Source organism: Methylocella sp. CPCC 101449 (assembly GCF_031921685.1).
GTDB lineage: Bacteria > Pseudomonadota > Alphaproteobacteria > Rhizobiales > Beijerinckiaceae > Terripilifer.
Genome location: NZ_JAPDHU010000001.1, coordinates 906,685 through 925,430, shown reverse-complemented (window position 1 = coordinate 925,430; position 18,746 = coordinate 906,685). Strand labels below are relative to the sequence as shown.

The window sequence follows — 18,746 nt, the reverse complement described above, 5'->3', positions numbered from 1 at the left end:
AGAGGCCGCAACGCCGGGACGGCGGGATTTTCGAGCGGATCGGTTATGCGCTGGAAGGATAGGTGCGGGCGCACCGGCTGGCTTGCGCACCGGTTGCCTTGGCGGAACCCGACTAATCCGCGCGCGGACCTTCGAGCGAGATGACGAGGCGTTGCAGCAGATCGGCCAGCCGGTCTCTGTCGCTGGCGCCCAGCGCGCCGACGAGCTGATGCGAGGTGGCGAAATGGCCCGGCACCACTTTCTTCACCGTATTGCGGCCTTTGGCCGTCAAGGTGATCCGCGCGCCGCGCCCGTCGCTCGGATCGCGGCGGCGCAAAATATAGCCTTCCTCTTCGGCGCGGCGCAGGCGCGCCGTCAGGCCGCCTGATGATAAAAGGCACTCGCTGTAAAGATCGGTCGGCCGTACGCCGGGCGCGCCCGTGCCCTCCCAGCGATAGACGGTGAGCAGAAGATCGAACATGTCCCAGGCGAGGCCATGGTCCGCCAAGGATTTCTCGATGCGATCGCGCATCAACAGCGACAGCCGGACGATGCGTCCGACCGTTTCCAGATGATGGGCATCAAGATCGGGCCGGCACACTTCCCAGCCGGCAACGATCTCGTCGATGGAATCTCTCAGATCATTCTTCACGTCGGTCATATGCCTATTCATAAGCTTATTCCTGGCACTTCGCGAGGCAGGAAGTGCAAAAATTTTCATCGAGCATTTATCTTGACACAAAGATAAATCGAGATGATCCTCTGTACCAGGGTTAATCTGCTGCATTAAAAGAGCGGATGGCCAAGCGAGGGTGAGGGAGCGCGTCCGGGAGGCGGGCGCGGGATCTCGGCTTCGCTCATGGGGTTCTGACCGGCCGGCTTCCGTTGAAGACTTCGCCGCGTGGACAGGGAGCATTACGATGACACGCAAGCCCGCGTTTGCCGTTTCGCCGTCCAATCCGGCTCTCAAGGAGATTCAAACGGAACCCAAGCGCAAGCCTGACATGCCCTATGCGCCGGCCATGCGCATCGAAAGCCCTTGCGGTCTCCTGTTCATTTCTGGCGCGACGCCGTCGCCGCTCTATCACAAGCACCCGCACGACATTTCCGAACACGTCCATCCCAATGCGATCGAGGACCAGACGCGCCGCGCGATGGAGACGATCAAATCCATCCTCGAACATGAGGGGCTGACCTGGACCGACATCGTCAAGGTCACGAAATATCTCACCGACATTCGCGATCAGGACGGCATGGTGAGCGTGCTGAAGGAATATTTCGGCGACTGGACGCCGGCCAGCACCACGGTCTGCGTCAATCAGCTTTCTACGCAAGGGGCGCGGATCGAACTCGATATGATCGCCGCCTTCCCCGTCGGCAAATGACCATGGGCCCGGCACCGGCCATCGATGGTCGGCAGGCAGCACCTTTGCTGCGGCTGAGCAATATCAAGAAATCCTTTCCCGGCGTCGACGCGCTGAAAAGCGTGTCGTTCGAAATCAGCGCGGGGGAAGTTCACGTCATTCTCGGCCAGAATGGCGCCGGCAAATCCTCGCTCATCAAAGTGTTGTGCGGCGCCTATCTCGCCGATGGCGGCGAGATGGAGGTGGACGGACGGCCCGTTGCGATCCGCGGCCCAGCCGATGCCAATGCCTTGGGCATTGCCGTCATCTATCAGGAATTCTCGCTCGTTCCCTATCTCGACATTGCCCAGAATATTTTTCTCGGCCGCGAAGGCGCTTTCGCCAAGGCCGGCTTGATCGACAAGGCGGCGATGCATGCGGCGGCGCGTCAGGTGTTGCAGCAACTCGGCCTGACCTATGACACGCATACTTATGTCCACGATCTTGGCGTCGCCCATCAGCAGATGGTCGAAATCGCCAAGGCTTTGTCCCAGAACGCGCGTATTCTGGTGATGGACGAGCCGACGGCGGCGATTTCCGAGCGCGAATCCGACCGCCTGTTCGAGGTCATCGACCGGCTGAAGCAGCGTGGCGTGGCGATCGTCTATATTTCCCATCGCATGAAGGAGATCATGGCGCTGGGCGATCGCATCACCGTGATGCGCGACGGCGCCGTGGTCGGCAGTTTCCTGCGCGGTGAAGCGGCCGCCGGAGAATTGGTTCGCCTGATGATCGGCCGCTCGCTGGACGGTATGACGCGTCGCGCGCCGGTCGGCGCCGGCCATTGCGTTCTGTCCGCCGACAGACTGCGCACGGCAAAACTCCAGGACATTTCCCTCGACGTTCGCGCCGGCGAGGTCGTTGGCCTCGCGGGCTTGGTCGGCTCCGGCCGCACCGAAGTGGTGCGGGCGATCTTCGGCGTCGATCCGCTGACAGGCGGAAATATCCATCTGGATGGCGCGCCTTTCACCTTGCGTCCCGATGCGAGCATCCGCGCCGGCATTGCGTTGTTGCCGGAAGATCGCAAGCGCCAGGGCCTCGCGCTGCCGCTGACGGTCGGCGACAATACGGTCGCCGCCTCGCTCTGGCGCCTGTTTCGCTATTTCCGCTTCATCCCGACAACCGCGCGGCAGGTTTGCGACGACCTGATCGCAAGGCTGAATATCGCGACGCGCGGACCGGGCCAGCAGGTACATGATCTCAGTGGCGGCAATCAGCAAAAGATCGTGCTCGGCAAATGGCTCGCGGCCGGCGCACGCCTCTTCCTGCTCGATGAGCCGACGCGTGGCGTCGATGTCGGCGCCAAAGCCGAGATCTATCGCTTGATCGACGGTCTGGCGAAGGACGGTGCCGCCGTTCTGGTGATCAGTTCCGAATTCCCGGAACTCGTTCATCTCTGCGACCGCGCTTACGTGATGCGCGATTACGCCATCGTCGGCCATCTCGACCACGGCACTCTGTCGGAAAAGGCCATCCTCGATCTGGCGGTGCATCCATGACCGATCACACCGCCGACAATGCCTTACGGCACGAAGCCCTCTGGCGGCGTATTCCCGGCGTCGTCTTGATCCTCATCGCGATGGTCGCCTGGTTCGCCATCGGCAATCCACGTTTTCTGTCGGGCGACAATCTCGCCAATCTCGGTTTGCAGGCCTCGCTTCTCCTGATGCTGGCTTTGCCGATGACCCTGATCATTCTCACCGCCGGTCTCGATTTGTCGGTTGGTGCGCTGCTCGGCCTTTGCGGTGTCGTCATCGCCGCGCTGCTCGTCGCCGGCTGGAGCCTGATTGTTGCCGTCGGTGCCGCTTTGGCGGTCGGGCTCATCATCGGCCTGATCAATGGCTATCTCGTCAGCTATCTGTCGCTGCCGGCCTTCGTCGTTACCTTGGGCACTTTGGGCATCAGCGAGGGGCTGGCGCTGGCTATCAGCCACGGCGATCCGATCGGTGGTTTCACGCCGTCGATCGAAGCCTTCTATCGCTCGACCGTCGGGGGCGTGCCGACACCGGTCATCGCGGCGGCTTTGTTCTGCGGCCTGCTCTGGCTCATTCTCTATCGCACGCGCTTCGGCAATTACATCTTCGCCATCGGCGGCAACAAGGAAGCGCTGCATCTGGCGGGCGTGAAAGCCAATCTGGTTCACATGGCCGTCTACGTCCTGTGCAGCCTGTCGGTCGCGCTCTCGGCCCTGCTGCTGCTCGGCCGCACCAATTCCGCCCATCCCTCGGTGGCCGTCGGCATGGAATTCGAGGCGATCGCCGCCGTCGTGCTGGGCGGGACGTCGTTCGAGAAGGGGCAGGGCTGGCTGCTCGGCACAGTTCTTGGTGTGCTCGCCATCACGGTGCTGCGCAATGGTCTCAATGTGCTCTCGGTCGAACCGTCGTTGCAGGTGCTCTGCGTCGGCTTGATGCTGATCGTCGCTTTGTTGATCGATCGTGGCCGCAAGGGCGAGATGGCGGGGGCGGCCGGATGACCAGCGTGACACATCATTCGCCCACCGCAGCCGTGAGCCGCGCTCTCAGTCCTGACAGCATCGGCCTCTTGGTGCGGCTCGGATTGATTGCCGCGATCTGCATCTTTCTCACCTTCGTCAGCGAAGGCTTCGCCACCACCGACAATCTCCTCAACATTCTGCGTCAGGCGAGCCTGTTGTTTCTCATCGCCTCGGGCCTGACCCTGGTGATCATCGGCGGCGGTCTCGATCTGTCGATCGGCGCCAATCTCACGCTCTGCGCCTGTCTCGCCGCGGCGACGATCAAGGCGACAGGCCAGCCGATGGCAGGCGCTGCCGTGGCGCTTGGCTGCGGCACCTTGGTCGGCCTGACCAATGGCGTGTTGATCAATCGTCTCAAACTGCCGGCGTTTCTTGCCACCTTCGGCATGCTGTGGGTGGCGCAGGGGCTGGCCTATCGCTTCATGGCCGGCCAGACCATCTATGGTTTTCCACCGGGCTTCCGCACTTGGGGCATTGGCTTTTTCCTTGGCGTGCCGGTGCCGATCTGGATCGCGCTGGCGGTTGGCCTCTGTGGTCTGATCTTCCTGGCGCGCAGCACGCTCGGCCGTGAAGTCTATTTCATGGGCGCCAACGAGACGGCGGCAGTGCTGTCGGGCATTCCGGTCGGACGGCGCCGCACGCTCCTCTATGCGCTGAGCGGCGCCATGGCCGGCCTGTCGGCGCTCGTCTATATCGCGCGCCTCAATGCAGCCGAGCCCGGCATCGGCGAACCTCTCTTGCTGCCGGCCATCGCCGCCGTTCTGGTCGGCGGTACATCGCTCTTTGGCGGGCGCGGCACGATTGTCGGCACCTTTCTTGGGGCCTTGATTCTGACGCTCATCGTCAAGGCGCTGAACGCTTTGAATGTCGATGCGGCCTGGCATCCGGTGGTCACGGGCGTGACCTTGTTGCTGGCGCTGCTCGCCGACGCTGCCCTGAATCGTGGTGGACGAAAATAGTTGTAACGGAAGGGGTGTGACATGTTGAGCAAGCGCATCGTGACTTCAATCATCGCGGCTTCCGCGATCGCCATGCCGTTGATGGGAAGCCAGGCCCACGCCGCCGGCGAAGTGGTGGCTGCCTTCACCAAGAACCAAGTCGATCCGCATTTTGATGGCGTGCGGGCCGGTGTCGAACAGATGGCCAAGAAAATGGACGCCAAGGTCCGCAACTATATGCCGACCAAGCCCAACAACATCACCGAAGGCATGGCGCAACTCGAAGATGTGGGTGTCACCAAGCCCAATGTCATCTTGTTCATGCCGATCGATCCGAAGGCGCAACTGCCGACGATCAAACGGCTCATTGAGGCCGGCACACCCATCGTCAACTACAACGACCGCGCGGGCGATGCGCCCTATCTCGCCTTCGTCGGCCAGGACGATTTCAAGCTCGGTCACGACATCGCCAAGGCCCTGTTCGATCACCTCGGCGGCAAGGGCAATGTGGTGATCCTCGAAGGCATTCGTGGCTCCAACACCGGCGATGAGCGCAAGCGCGGGTTCGACGCCGCGCTGAAGGAATATCCCAACATCAAACTGCTGGCCTCGCAGCCCGCCAACTTCCAACGTCTGCTCGGTCAGCAGGTGATGGAAAACCTGATGCAGCAGTTCAACAGCATTGATGGCGTCATCGCCGCCGCCGATGCGTCGGCGCTCGGCGCGGCGGAGGCCTTGAAATCGGCCGGTCGCGACAAGGTCGCGGTGGTGTCGATCAACGGCGTCCCGGAAGCGGTGGAGGCGGTGAAGAACGGCAGCCTATTGGCCATAGCCGAATTCAACGGCTTCAAGATCGGCTGCGTCGCGACCGAGATCGCGCTGAAGGCGATCCGTGGCGAGAGCGTGCCGAAACAGATCCTGATTCCCGGCGCCATTATCACCAAGGCCAATCATGCCGAATGGCTGGTGCCTTACACGCAGCGCACCTGCCCAACGGCGGCGAGCTTCGCGGGGAAGTAAGGCCACACCGTCATTGCGAGGAGCGCAGCGACGCGGCAATCCAGGGCGTGCGGTAGAGCATCAAATATTCCTGCGGTGCAGGCACATTTGACGCCTACGGTATTACACCTTGGCTCCTGGATTGCTTCACTTCGTTCGCAACGACGGGTTTAGATCGTCTGATTATACTCACCGACTTCCGGATACTGCCGCAGCACACCGTCGACGGCCTTGAACATCTCGCGCATGCGCGCTTCCGCCGCCGGGCTTTCGACCACGACCACCAGTTCCGGCTTGTTCGAGGACGCCCGCACCAGGCCCCAGGTGCCGTCTTCGACCATGACGCGAACGCCGTTGACGGTGATCACATCGGTGATCTTCTGGCCCAAGAGCTTCTCGCCCTTCTTGTGCATGTCCGTGAAATGCGCCGTCACCTTGTCGACGATGCCGTATTTCACTTCGTCGGCGCAATGCGGCGACATGGTCGGCGAACCCCAGGTCTTCGGCAGCGCGGCGTAAAGATCGGCCATGGTCTTGGTCGGATTGCGGTCGAGCATGTCGATGACATGGATGGCGGTGAGAATGCCATCGTCATAGCCACGCCCCACCGGCGCGTTGAAGAAGAAGTGGCCCGATTTTTCGAAGCCGGCGAGCGCCTTCAGATCGGTGACGCGGCGCTTGATGTAGGAATGGCCGGTCTTCCAGTAATCGGCGGTGACGCCCAGTTCGCGCAGCACCGGATCGGTGGCGAACAGGCCGGTCGATTTCACGTCGACGACGAAGGTCGGGTTCTTGTGCAGCTTGGCGAGATCGCGCGCCAGCATCACGCCGATCTTGTCGGCGAAGATTTCGTCGCCGTTGTTGTCGACCACACCGCAGCGATCGCCGTCGCCGTCAAAGCCCAGGCCGACATCGGCGCCGACTTCGCGCACCTTCGCGGCCATCGCGTGCAGCATTTCCATGTCTTCGGGATTGGGGTTGTAGCGCGGGAACGTGTAATCGAGGTCCACATCGAGCGGCACGACCTCGCAGCCGAGCTTTTCCAGCACCTGCGGCGCGAAAGCGCCGGCCGTGCCATTGCCGCAGGCAGCCACCACTTTGAGCTTGCGCTTGATCTTCGGCCGGTTGGTGAGATCGGCGATATAGCGGGCCGGGAAATTCTCGATGAATTGGTAGCTGCCGCCGTCACGATATTTGAAACGGCCTTCCAGTACGATGTCGCGCAGGCGGCCCATTTCATCCGGGCCGAAGGTGACCGGACGTTGCGCGCCCATTTTCACGCCGGTCCAGCCATTGTCGTTATGCGAGGCGGTGACCATGGCGACGGCGGCGCAATCCAGTTCGAACTGCGCGAAATAGGCCATCGGCGACAGGGCAAGGCCGATGTCTTTTACCCGGACGCCAGCGGCCATCAGACCGGTGACGAGGGCATATTTGATCGAGGCCGAATAGGAGCGGTAGTCGTGGCCGGTGGCGAGTTCCGGCTTCACGCCCATTTCGTGCAGCAGGGTGCCCAAGCCCAGGCCCAGGGCCTGAATACCCATCAGGTTGATTTCCTTGCCGAAAAGCCAACGCGCATCATATTCGCGAAAGCCGGTCGCCTTGACCATGGGGCTCGATTCGAACGCATAGGTATTGGGCGTGAGGCTCGGCGATGGCTTCGGATACATGGCAATCCTTTTTTGATCGTCTGACAGGCGGGTCGAAAAGTCGAAATCGTGCGAAATCAACGTAACACGTTGATAACACGCTTCTGTCTGCAAGGTTCAGTCTGAACGGTGGGTTAATGGCACAGTCACGGGTTCAGCACCATGCTGCCATCAGCCACTTCGAAACTCCGCAACTTGCTCAGAAAGCTCATGCCGAGCAAGCTGGCGGTCTCGATTCCCGGCGGCAGGATCGCGGCGGGCACGTCGCGCACCAGGATGTTGCTGAGGCGCACTTCGCGCAACTGAGTGCGCGCGACCATGATCTCGCCATTCGCGGTTACGACGCGGTTCTTGAAATCGGATGGCAGTGGCTGCAATCCCAGCGCCATCGCGTCGCGGTGCGACAGGGAGATATAGGTGGCGCCGGTGTCGACGAGCATGCGCAGGCTGCGGCCTTCGATCTCGACGACGGCGAGATAGTGGCCGCTCTTGTCGGCGGGCAGCCGCACTGGGCCAAAGCCGAAGGCCGGTGCCGTCGGCGCCTTGGCCACCGCGACTTCAGGCTTAGCTGGGCTGCGCGATGGACCGCTCGAGAAAAAGCGATCGGTGAGGCCCGCAAGGGGGCCATGACCCGCCTCGCGTGAGGAGCCGAGATAAGTCGCGACGATCACGGCGATGATGGCCGAGATGGCGGCAAGTTTAAGAGGACCGTTGAACATGATCGGTTTGCCGGTGAAGCCGTGCTTCTACCATGGCTATCCCGGCGCGGCGGTTAACGGCCCGCCGCTGTCTCGATGCAAGGTTAGAGGATTCTTAACCGCTACTTGTCCTCGGCAATACGCTGCTTCTTCAAGGCATAAAGCGCATCGAGGGCTTCACGCGGGCTCAGATCGTCCGGGTTGAGCGCGTCGAGAGCCGTGCGCAGATCATCCGTCTTCGGTTTGACGGGTGCGGGCGCCGGCTTGGCGATGGCGAACAGCGGCAGATCGTCGATCATCCGTTCCACCGGCGCGCGCCGCTCGTCGGCTTCCAGTTCCGCCAGGATCGCTTGCGCCCGATCGACGACATCCTGCGGCAGGCCGGCCAGACGCGCCACCTGAATACCATAGGAGCGATCGGCCGCGCCTTTCACCACTTCGTGCAGGAACACCACTTCACCGTTCCAATCGGTGACGCGCATGGTGAGATTGATCAGGCGCGGCAGTTTCTTGGTGAGCTGCGTCAGCTCATGGAAATGGGTGGCAAAGAGCGTGCGTGCGCGATTGCGCGCGTGCAGGAATTCGACGGCGGCCCAGGCGATCGACAGGCCGTCGAACGTGGCGGTGCCGCGGCCGATCTCGTCGAGGATGACGAAAGAGCGTTCGCCCGCCTGGTTCAAAATCGCGGCGGTCTCGACCATTTCGACCATGAAGGTCGAACGTCCGCGCGCCAGATCGTCGGCCGCGCCGACGCGCGAGAACAGCCGGTCGACAATGCCGATATGGGCCGAGCGCGCCGGCACGAACGAACCGATCTGCGCGAGAATGGCGATCAAGGCGTTCTGGCGCAGATAGGTCGATTTACCGGCCATGTTCGGGCCGGTGATGATGGCGATCAGTCCGTTGGCGTCTTCCGCTTGCGCCAAGGTGCAATCATTGGCGACGAAACTCTCGCCGCGTTGGCGCAGCGAGATTTCAACGACCGGATGCCGCGCCCCTTCGATGACGAAAGCCAGACTGTCGTCGACGATCGGACGCGACCAGCTCTGCTTTTCGGCAAGCTCCGCCAGAGCGGCGGCGACATCGATGGTCGCCAGCGCTTGCGCGGCGGCCTTGATCGGTTCACCGGCCTCGAGAAGACGCTGCGCCAGCCGTTCGAAAATCTCCAGCTCCAGCGCCAGGGCGCGGTCGGCGGCCGAGGCGATCTTGGCTTCCAGCTCGCCCAGTTCGCGCGTCGAAAAACGCATCGCATCGGCCATGGTCTGGCGATGGATGAATTCGGTATCGAAGGGCGGGCGCAGCATTTTCTCGCCCTGCGCCTGCTGCACTTCGATGAAGAAGCCGAGAAAATTGTTGTGTTTGATCTTGAGCTGTTTGGTGCCGGCGATCTCGCTGTAGCGCGCTTGCAGGCCGGCGATGACGCGCCGGCTCTCGTCGCGCAGCGCGCGCTTTTCGTCGAGCGCCGGTTCGAAACCCTTGGCGATGAAGCCGCCGTCGCGTTTGTTCAGCGGCAGGTCTTCGGCCAGCGCCTGTTGCAGTTCTTCGGCAATGCGCGGATCGATTTCGCCACCGATCTGCGCGGCTGCGCGCAGATGGTCCGGCAGATCGCTGACGTTTTGCAATTGCGCTGAGACAGCGGCGGCGGCGTTCAATCCGTCGCGCAAAGCGGCGAGATCGCGCGGGCCGCCACGTCCCAGCGCCAGGCGCGAAAACGACCGGGCGAAATCCGGCGCCTGCCGCAATTGCGTGCGCAGGCTGTCGCGCAGATCCGTCTGCGCCAACAGAAAAGCCACGGCCTCGGCGCGTGCGGCGATGGCTATAGGATCGGTCAGCGGGCCGGCCAGACGCTCGGCAAGCAGGCGCCCGCCGGCGGGTGTCACCGTCATGTCGATGGCGGCGATCAGCGATCCGTCGCGATGGCCTGAGAGCGTGCGCGTCAATTCCAGATTGGCGCGCGTCGCCGCGTCGATCTCCATCGTCGTTCCACGCTTGAAACGCGTGGGGAAAGCCAGCGCCGGTTTGGCGCCGATCTGGGTGCGCTCCACATAGATGAGCGCCATGGAGGCGGCCGCGATCTCGGCCCGGCTCAAGGCGCCGAAACCGTCGAGCGTGGCGACGCCGAACCAAGAGGTCAGCCGCCGCTCCGCCGAGCCGTCAGCCATATCGCGGCCGACAGGCGCAACAGCGATGCGGGTGTCCTCAATGATGCGGCGCAACCGGTCATCGTTCCAAATCGCTTCGCCGACAACGATTTCAGACGGTTCGATCCGGGCGATTTCGGCGGCAAGGCCGCCATCGGTGGTTTCGCCGAGAATGAAGGCGCCGGTGGAAATATCGACCGCCGCCAGGCCATAGCTCCAGCTCTCATCGGAGGCGCGCACCCGCGCGATGGTCAGGAAGGCATTGGCGCGGCCGGGCTCCAGCAGCCGGTCCTCGGTGATCGTGCCGGGCGTGACCAGCCGCACGACACCGCGCTGCACCACGCTCTTGCCGCCGCGCTTGCGTGCTTCGGCGGGGTCTTCCGTCTGCTCGCACACCGCCACGCGATGGCCGAGGCCGATCAGCCGTTGCAGATAATCGTCGGCGCGCTCCACCGGCACGCCGCACATGGGAATGTCATCGCCGAGATGTTTCCCACGCTTCGTCAATACGATGCCGAGCGAGCGGCTGGCGATTTCCGCATCTGCGAAGAACAATTCGTAGAAGTCGCCCATCCGGTAAAACAGCAGGCAGTCCGGATTGGCGGCTTTGATATCCATATATTGCGCCATCATGGGCGTGACGCGCGTTTCGGCGTCGCGGGCGCTGGATCGGGTTGCGGCGGGGGCTGACATTAACCGACGCTACCAAAGCCCGAGCCGCGTTGCACCGCCGCATGCTTGCGTGCTTGTGGATACATGCCTCATCGGCGTAAAGTGGTCGTTCTCACCTGAAAAATAAGGGATTTGGAACGAGCCCATGGCCGACGACACCGCCAACCGACCGCAACACCACAAACGGCCTAAGATCACCGAGCAGGAAGCGCTTGATTTTCACGCCGTGGGCAAGCCGGGCAAGCTCGAAATCGTTCCGACCAAGCCGATGGCAACGCAGCGCGATCTGTCGCTGGCTTACTCGCCTGGCGTGGCCATTCCGGTGCTTGCCATCGCCGACAATCCGGCCACCGCCTTCGACTATACGACCCGCGGCAACATGGTCGCCGTCATCACCAACGGCACGGCCATTCTCGGCCTCGGTAATCTCGGCGCTCTGGCATCGAAGCCGGTGATGGAAGGCAAGTCCGTCCTCTTCAAACGCTTCGCCGACATCGATTCGATCGATCTTGAAGTCGATACCGAAGATCCCGAACAGTTCATCAACGCGGTGCGTTATCTCGGGCCGTCTTTCGGCGGCATCAACCTTGAAGACATCAAGGCGCCGGAGTGCTTCATCATCGAGGAGAAGCTGCGCGAACTCATGGACATTCCGGTGTTCCATGACGATCAGCACGGCACCGCGATCATCGCTGCCGCCGGCATTCTCAACGCCATGCAGCTCACCGGCCGCGACATCAAAAAGACCAAGCTTGTCTGCAACGGCGCCGGCGCGGCCGGCATCGCCTGCCTCGATCTGATCAAGGCCATCGGCTTCGCACCGGAAAACATCATCCTGTGCGACACCAAGGGCGTGGTCTATCGCGGCCGCACCGAAGGCATGAACCAGTGGAAGTCGGCCCATGCCGTCGTCACCAATGCGCGCACGCTCGAAGAAGCGATGGTCGATGCCGATATCTTCTTCGGCCTGTCGGTCAAGGGCGCGCTGACGCCGGACATGGTGCGCTCCATGGCCAAGGACCCGATCATCTTCGCCATGGCCAATCCCGATCCGGAAATCACGCCGGAGGAGGCCCATGCCGTGCGCGAGGATTGCATCGTCGCCACAGGCCGTTCCGACTACCCCAACCAGGTCAACAACGTTCTCGGCTTCCCCTACCTGTTCCGGGGCGCGCTCGACGTGCGGGCGACGACGATCAACATGGAAATGAAGATCGCCGCCACCATGGCTTTGGCGAAACTGGCGCAGGAAGACGTGCCCGATGACGTGGCGGCCGCCTATCAAGGTGCGCGTCCGCGTTTCGGCCGCGACTACATCATCCCCGTGCCATTCGATCCGCGCCTCATCAGCGTCGTGCCGGCGGCCGTCGCCAAGGCGGCGATGGAAACCGGCGTAGCGCGCAAGCAGATCACCGACATGGCGGCTTATCAGAGCCATCTGTCGGCGCGGCGCGACCCGGTGGCGGGCGCCTTGCAACGCGTCGTCCAACGCGTGCGTCGCTATCCCAAGCGCGTCGTCTTCGCCGAGGGCGAGGAGGAACAGGTGATCCGGGGTGCCTTGTCCTTCGTCGCGCAGGAGATGGGCACGGCCATTCTCGTCGGTCGCGAAGACCGCGTGAAGGAAGCGGCCGAGCGCATCGGCGTCGATCTCTCCGACAAGTCGATCGAAATCCACAACGCGGCGCTGTCGAAGCGCAACGAGGCCTATGCCGAATTCCTCTATGAGCGGATGCAGCGCAAAGGCTATCTGTTCCGCGATTGCATGCGCCTGATCAATCAGGACCGCAATCACTTCGCCGCCACCATGGTCGCCTTGGGCGATGCGGATGCCATGGTCACTGGCATGACGCGTAATTTCTCGACCGCGCTCGAGGAAGTGCGTCGCGTCATCGATCCCAAGCCCGGCCACCGGCTGATGGGCGCCTCATTGGTCCTGGCGCGCGATCGCACCGTTTTGGTCGCCGATACGGCGATCACCGAAATGCCGACCGCCCAGGAGATCGCCGAGATCGCCATCGAGGCGGCGGGCGTTGCCCGGCGTCTCGGCATGGAGCCGCGCGTCGCGCTGCTCGCCTTCGCCACCTTCGGCCATCCGCCGGGCGAACGTTCGGCGCGGGTGCAGGAAGCGGTGCAGATCCTTGATCGCATGCGGGTCGATTTCGAATATGACGGCGAAATGGCTGCCGACGTGGCGCTCAACCCCGACCTGATGCGCGCCTATCCGTTCTGCCGGTTGAAAGACACGGCCAATGTGCTGGTCATGCCGGCCTTCCACTCGGCCTCGATCAGCACGAAAATGCTGCAGGAGCTAGGCGGCGGCACGGTCATCGGCCCGCTGATCGTCGGTCTCGACAAGCCGGTGCAGTTCATCTCGATGAGCGCCAAGGACAGCGAGATCGTCAATATGGCGGCCTTCTCGGCCTTCAACATCGGCGGTTAAAAAGACAAAGCCCGGCGCCGATGGGCCGGGCTTTCTGTTCGTAGATGCGGGCGAAGCGGCAGCGCTTCGCCCGATTTTTTAGAAGCCAACCCCTTGCTGGGTGTCGGTGCGATAGCCCGTGTCGATCGAGATTGCGCCGCCGGCGACGCGCGATACACAGGCGCAGATGCGCGTGTTCTCGTGCCGCTCGTGGTCCGAGAGGAACACGTCGCGATGGTCGATCTCGCCTTCGCAGCTCACGATATCGACGGCGCAAAGGCCACATTCGCCGCGCTTGCAATCGGTCATGACGGCCACGCCGGCGTCTTCCAGGGCATCGGCCATGGAACGATCGGCGGGCACGTTCACTTCGATGCCGAGCGCCGGCACACGCACCTTGAAAGGTTCGGCGGCGAAGGCGCCGGAGGAGCCGAAGGTTTCGCTGCGCAAGCGCGACATCGGCCGGCCGCTGTCGCGCCAGGCCTTGCGGAAAGCATCGACCAGCGACAGCGGGCCGCAAAGATAGATTTCCGCATCCGCAGGCAGAGCCGCGATTTCGGCAGCTGCGTCGATGCGCTTGCCTTCGTCGGAGACGAAGAAGCGGATGTCGTCGCCAAGCGCCGCCGACAGATCATCGGCGAAGGCGAGTTCGGCGCGGGTGCGCGCCGCTTGCAGCACCGTGATCTTGGCGCCGCGCTTGGCCAGCGCCAGCGCCATGCTGTGAATTGGCGTCACGCCGATGCCGCCAGCCACGAGGACATAATGAGTGCCCTGCCACGAGAGGTCGAAATTATTGTGCGGCTCGCTGACATTGAGCCGCGCGCCGACGTCGCAACCATGCATGTAACGCGAACCGCCGCGGCCGTTGTCGTCGCGCTTCACCGCGATGCGATAGACCTGCGGATGGCTCTCGCCGATCAGCGAATAGGAGCGCGTTTCGCCGCTGTCGCCGATCGGCAGCGACAGATTGATATGGGCGCCCGGCGTCCAGGATTGGGCACCGCCTTCCGGTGCGATCTCGATGAGCCGCACGGTCGGCGAAATATCGCGGGCGGCGACGATGCGCGCCGGAACGTAGTGAACGGAAAAACGCATGTTCCCCTCCAGGAGTTCTTTCGAATTCAGTGCTAGCTGCGGCGCCGGATCAGCGCGGCGCCGGGCACGAGATCGAGAACCTTCTGATTGCGCAGCGCCATCATCAGATTGCGATAGGACAGCCGCGCATGTTCGCGCATGATCGCTTCGGCGCGCGCGCCCTCGCGATTCTCGATGGCATCGACGACGGCACGGTGATGTTCGTTGGCGATCGGCAGAATGCTGCGCGATTCCGGCAAGGCGGCTTCGGCTTTGACGAAGGCGCTGGCCGAGGCGAAGGGCAGGCTGCTGACCCGCTCGAGTTCGCGCCGCAGGGTCGGGCTGCCTGACAATTCCATGAGCAGAGTATGGAAGCGCTCGTTGGCGCGCAGATAAGCCTCGAAATCCTCTTCGCTCAGGCTGCCGGCGGTGATCACCGTATCGATTTCGGCGACGCACTCGCGCAGTTCGGCAAGTCGCATGGTGGCGACGCCGCGCTCAGCCGCATAGCGCGCGGCCAGCCCTTCCAAGGTGCCGCGAATTTCGATGGCATCGAATACGTCGGCTTCGCTGAAGGCTTTCACTGCATAGCCGCCGGACGGAATTTCCTCGATCAGCCCTTCCTGTTCGAGTTTCACCAAAGCGGTGCGCAGCGGCGTGCGGGACACGCCGATGCGGTCGACCATGGCCAGTTCGGAAATGCGCTCGCCGGACTTCAAGGCGCCGGAAACGATCAATTCCCGCAGGGAGAGTAGCGCGGTGACCGTCTGCGAGGGGCTCCGTTCGCTGGAGCGATCGCTGGGTTCGGCGAGCGACATAAGCTTCTCCTATTCCGCCGCTTGCAGTTTGGGGCGGGTTTCCTTGGCGATCATCTGGTCGATCAGGCGGCGAGCCCACATCGAGCCAGCATCAATGTTGAGATTATAGAAAATCCGGTCGGGATGCTCTTCCATCGCCTGCTGCTGGCGTTCCAGCACGATTTCGTCCTCGCGGAAGATCGACGACACCCCCTCGCGCAATTGCGTCGTCAGGGTCTGGTCGTCCTTGCGATAGTTGCGGGCATTCGCCCAGAAATACATGCAGGTATTGTCGGTCGACGGCGTGATCGTGTTGAGGATGAAATTGTTCACGCCTTGCGAGCGATCGCCTTCCGGCGCGCCGGTGCCCGTCGGCGCCACGCCGACATCGATGGCCACCGTGCAGGGCGCTTCAAAGCGGATGATCTGCCAGCGATCGACATTGCCCGGCTTGCCGAGCTGACCGCGCCAGAACGGGGGCGCGTCGATGTCCTTCATCCAGCGCGTCACCGTGGCGAAGCGGTCGCCATGGGTGGCGACGAAAGGCGATTCCGCCACGGCGGCATTGCCGATGCTCGATGCATGCACGAAGGTTTCGTGGGTCAGGTCCATCAGATTGTCGACGACCAGGCGGTAGTCGCATTTGACGAAAATGGTCTTGCCGTCGCCGGCCCAGTCGGGATCCTGGTTCCAGTGCAGGTCGGGCACCAGCGAGGGATCGGCCAGGGCCGGATCGCCCGGCCACACCCAGACGAAGCGATGGCGCTCGACGGTCGGGTAGGAACGCACCTGGGCGGAGGGGTTGAGCTGGTCCTGCGAGGGCATGTGCGTGCAGCGGCCGGAGCCGTTGAAACGCAAGCCATGGTAGCGGCAGGTGATTTCGTCGTTCTTCAATTCGCCCATGGAGAGCGGCAGCAGGCGGTGCCAGCAGGCATCTTCCAGAGCGGCGATCGATTTATCGGATTTGCGGAAAAAGACGATCTTCTTGTTGCAGACGGTGCGGGCGAGGAGCTCGTTCTTAATCTCGTAATCCCAGGCCGCGACATACCAAGCGTTGAGGGGAAAAGCCGGCGCTTTCGTCATCAAAACCTCCCTGAATGCTTTCTGTATACATAATGTGTTTTAGAATGGCAACAGATTATCCAAACTTGGCAATAACACACGTGTTCTGAGGCAAAAATCGGGAATAAATTAACAGGCTATGGCTGCTCGAGACAGGTTGGTGTGGCACATCTGTATTCATGTATACAGATATCGGAATATGTCTCTGGCACTTCCTGTGATCTGGCACGCCCTCTGCTTGACCCGGCCCTGAGACCTCCGCAGAAAGCCGACATGATCATTGCTATCGATGGCCCGGCCGCGTCCGGGAAGGGCACCATTGCGCGACGGCTGGCCAGCCACTTCGGTCTGCCGCACCTCGACACCGGCCTGATCTATCGGGCGACGGCGCGCATCGTACTGGATTGGGGCGACCGGCTCGACGATACACAGCGCGCCGTGGCCGCCGCGCGCGGCTTGGCTTTGACCGATTTCGACGAGGAGCGGTTGCGCGGCGCCCAGATGGGCGAGGCGGCCTCCGTGGTCGCCGCCATGCCGCAGGTGCGCGCCGAGCTGATCGATCTGCAGAAGCGTTTCGCCGCCCGTCCCGGCGGCGCCGTGCTCGACGGGCGCGATATCGGCACGGTGATCTGCCCGCAGGCCGATGTGAAGATTTTCGTCACCGCCAGTCCGGAAGTGCGCGCCCAGCGTCGCGCCTTGGAATTGCGCGGGCGCGGCGAGAAGACGGCCTACGAGGACGTCTTGGCCGACATTCGCCGTCGTGACGAGCGCGATTCCCACCGCTCGACAGCGCCTTTGAAGCAGGCGAGCGATGCGATCCTGCTCGACACCAGCGATCTCGACATCGAAGGCGCCTTCGCCGCCGCGCGCGCCATCGTCGAAGAGCGTCGCGCTTTAGCGAAATAGCGGCTGCGCCCGCTTATTTCGACCAGACGATAGTGGGATTGACGGTAAAGACCGGCTTCACGGCTGCCACTGGCGCATAGACTTCGAGGGAAGTGGCGTCATGGGCGGCTTTCTTTTGCCAGTCGCGATCGCAGTTCGGAAAGAACGTCGGCAATGCCGCGCACAATTCATCCCATCCCTGTAGTCCACTGTGTACCACGACCTGATCTTTTTTGCGGTTGGAGGTGGAGAAGGCCAAGCAGAGTTTGGGGACGAGCTTTTCAAAACGGGTATAGCCCGCGATCTGCTGCACTTGGTTCCACGGCATGCGAAAGACGATCTCGCCCGCGCAGTTGAGCGCGAAGCCGTCGGATGCCACCTCAATCCTTGAGCCTTCCGGCGGCGATGTCCGCCTTGGATCGTCTTTCGGACCGACTTTCATGCCTTAATTCATAGCGACGGAGAGTGGAGATCGCAAAGCGAACGGCCTGTTGGCTGTCGAATGTGCCGTCCCTATGTTTTTGTCACGGAACGGGTAGATCGACGAACGGGTTCGGCAATCCGGGAACGATGAACGTCCAACTGATAGCCCAGTTTCTCCGACAATTGAGCGCCAGCCTCACGCAGGATGTCGATGGCGGGTTTGAGGGTGATATCGTCGGCTTTCGCGCCGGGTGCGAAGCGATCGCGGCCGATGGTCAGCAAAGCCGCTTCAAGGCGGCCGCGATGATCGAACACCGGCACGGCGATCGCATCGATTCCCGCCACCCAGCCGGAATGGATCGAAGCCCAGCCTTGCGCGCGTATGATCTCCAGTTCTCGGTTCAATGCCGCCTCGCTGCGAAAGCCATGGCGGCGCGGCCGCTCCTGCAGTTCCGTGGCGATGGCAGTACCGGTCAGTCCTCGAGGCGCATAAGCGGCGAAGACAAGGCCGGAGGCGGAGGAGAGCACCGGCGCCACCGTGCCGGGGCGGATGTTCATCGATACCGGATCGGCGGTTTCTTCGATCGCTACGATAGTCGGTCCATGACTGCCCCACACCGCAAGGCCTGCGGAGCGTCCGCTCGACCGGCAGAGCTCTTCCAGCATCGGCATCGCCTGTTTCATCACCGACACGCCGGCGAGGCAGGCGGCGGCCATTGCGATGGCTTCAGGCCCCAAGCGATAAGCCGTATCCGTCTGCACCGCCCAGCCGGCGCGCGTCAGGCTGGCCAGATAGCGATGCGCTTTCGAGGCCGACATGCCGGCGCGCGCCGCCACATCCTTGAGCTTGATCGAGCCGCCGTGCGCCAGAATGCGCATGACATCGAGCCCCTGATCGAGCGACTGAATGCCGGCGCTGCCGCGGCCCTGAAATTGCGGGACATGCAAAGCGCTGCCCCGACGGGTCGTGGCCGTCGTTGCATTTGTGCCTGTCGCAGAGGGCTTTTTGCTGTTTCTCGCCATGGTCGTTTATTGCAGTATAAAAAAATTGCTTGCCAAATAGTAAAATCACACAATCAGCGATGCAAGAGCCTGGCGAAGAGATTGAGGAGG

At 62.6% G+C, this 18,746-nt stretch carries 16 protein-coding genes; 7 read left to right on the top strand and 9 right to left on the bottom strand.

Annotation, left to right across the window (positions count from 1 at the left end; all coding sequences use genetic code 11):
• Positions 1–112 precede the first annotated feature (112 nt).
• Positions 113–652 (bottom strand): MarR family winged helix-turn-helix transcriptional regulator, encoded by a 540-nt coding sequence (locus tag OIM99_RS04095; RefSeq protein ID WP_311849055.1) that lies wholly within the window; start codon positions 650–652, stop codon positions 113–115.
• Between the two features lie 247 nt (positions 653–899).
• Here OIM99_RS04095 and OIM99_RS04090 point away from each other — a divergent pair, with 247 nt between their 5' ends.
• From OIM99_RS04090 to OIM99_RS04070, 5 genes are read left to right on the top strand one after another with little or no spacing between them, the layout of a single operon-like run.
• Positions 900–1,364 (top strand): RidA family protein, encoded by a 465-nt coding sequence (locus OIM99_RS04090; RefSeq protein WP_311849054.1) that lies wholly within the window; start codon positions 900–902, stop codon positions 1,362–1,364.
• Between the two features lie 2 nt (positions 1,365–1,366).
• Positions 1,367–2,881 (top strand): sugar ABC transporter ATP-binding protein, encoded by a 1,515-nt coding sequence (locus tag OIM99_RS04085; protein ID WP_311849053.1) that lies wholly within the window; start codon positions 1,367–1,369, stop codon positions 2,879–2,881.
• Positions 2,878–3,855 (top strand): ABC transporter permease, encoded by a 978-nt coding sequence (locus OIM99_RS04080; protein WP_311849052.1) that lies wholly within the window; start codon positions 2,878–2,880, stop codon positions 3,853–3,855. The genes OIM99_RS04085 and OIM99_RS04080 overlap by 4 nt, the downstream gene beginning before the upstream one ends.
• Positions 3,852–4,835 (top strand): ABC transporter permease, encoded by a 984-nt coding sequence (locus OIM99_RS04075; RefSeq protein ID WP_311849051.1) that lies wholly within the window; start codon positions 3,852–3,854, stop codon positions 4,833–4,835. The genes OIM99_RS04080 and OIM99_RS04075 overlap by 4 nt, the downstream gene beginning before the upstream one ends.
• Before the next feature lie 21 nt (positions 4,836–4,856).
• Positions 4,857–5,834, top strand: a complete 978-nt coding sequence (locus OIM99_RS04070; RefSeq protein WP_311849050.1) for a sugar ABC transporter substrate-binding protein — start codon at positions 4,857–4,859, stop codon at positions 5,832–5,834.
• A gap of 149 nt (positions 5,835–5,983) precedes the next feature.
• Here OIM99_RS04070 and OIM99_RS04065 read toward each other — a convergent pair whose 3' ends face one another.
• From OIM99_RS04065 to mutS, 3 genes are all read right to left on the bottom strand, one after another.
• The gene (locus tag OIM99_RS04065) at positions 5,984–7,483 is read right to left on the bottom strand and encodes a phosphomannomutase/phosphoglucomutase (RefSeq protein ID WP_311849049.1); all 1,500 of its coding nucleotides are present in this window, start codon (positions 7,481–7,483) and stop codon (positions 5,984–5,986) included.
• Between the two features lie 125 nt (positions 7,484–7,608).
• On the bottom strand, positions 7,609–8,181 hold the full coding sequence (locus tag OIM99_RS04060) for a TIGR02281 family clan AA aspartic protease (RefSeq protein ID WP_311849048.1): 573 nt from the start codon (positions 8,179–8,181) through the stop codon (positions 7,609–7,611).
• Between the two features lie 101 nt (positions 8,182–8,282).
• Positions 8,283–10,994 carry a DNA mismatch repair protein MutS gene (gene mutS, locus OIM99_RS04055; RefSeq protein ID WP_311849047.1) on the bottom strand — a complete coding sequence of 904 codons (2,712 nt, stop codon included), beginning with the start codon at positions 10,992–10,994 and terminating at the stop codon, positions 8,283–8,285.
• Positions 10,995–11,118: 124 nt separating this feature from the next.
• Here mutS and OIM99_RS04050 point away from each other — a divergent pair, with 124 nt between their 5' ends.
• Positions 11,119–13,413 (top strand): NADP-dependent malic enzyme, encoded by a 2,295-nt coding sequence (locus OIM99_RS04050; RefSeq protein ID WP_311849046.1) that lies wholly within the window; start codon positions 11,119–11,121, stop codon positions 13,411–13,413.
• Between the two features lie 78 nt (positions 13,414–13,491).
• On the opposite strand, the gene OIM99_RS04045 is transcribed toward OIM99_RS04050, so the two are convergent.
• From OIM99_RS04045 to OIM99_RS04035, 3 genes are read right to left on the bottom strand one after another with little or no spacing between them, the layout of a single operon-like run.
• A complete protein-coding gene (locus tag OIM99_RS04045; protein ID WP_311849045.1) occupies positions 13,492–14,487 on the bottom strand; it encodes a PDR/VanB family oxidoreductase in 996 nt (331 codons plus the stop codon).
• A 32-nt stretch (positions 14,488–14,519) separates the two neighbouring features.
• On the bottom strand, positions 14,520–15,284 hold the full coding sequence (locus OIM99_RS04040) for a GntR family transcriptional regulator (protein ID WP_311849044.1): 765 nt from the start codon (positions 15,282–15,284) through the stop codon (positions 14,520–14,522).
• 9 nt (positions 15,285–15,293) lie between these two features.
• Complete coding sequence (locus OIM99_RS04035; protein ID WP_311849043.1) at positions 15,294–16,346, bottom strand: aromatic ring-hydroxylating dioxygenase subunit alpha; 1,053 nt, start codon at positions 16,344–16,346, stop codon at positions 15,294–15,296.
• 252 nt (positions 16,347–16,598) lie between these two features.
• On the opposite strand from OIM99_RS04035, the gene cmk reads away from it, so the two are divergent.
• Positions 16,599–17,231, top strand: coding sequence for a (d)CMP kinase (cmk, locus tag OIM99_RS04030; protein WP_311849041.1), 633 nt, complete (start codon positions 16,599–16,601; stop codon positions 17,229–17,231).
• A 13-nt stretch (positions 17,232–17,244) separates the two neighbouring features.
• Here cmk and OIM99_RS04025 read toward each other — a convergent pair whose 3' ends face one another.
• Together OIM99_RS04025 and OIM99_RS04020 are read right to left on the bottom strand one after the other, a co-directional pair.
• Positions 17,245–17,589, bottom strand: coding sequence for a hypothetical protein (locus OIM99_RS04025; protein WP_311849040.1), 345 nt, complete (start codon positions 17,587–17,589; stop codon positions 17,245–17,247).
• A gap of 134 nt (positions 17,590–17,723) precedes the next feature.
• On the bottom strand, positions 17,724–18,581 hold the full coding sequence (locus tag OIM99_RS04020) for an IclR family transcriptional regulator (protein ID WP_311849039.1): 858 nt from the start codon (positions 18,579–18,581) through the stop codon (positions 17,724–17,726).
• Positions 18,582–18,746 lie beyond the last annotated feature (165 nt).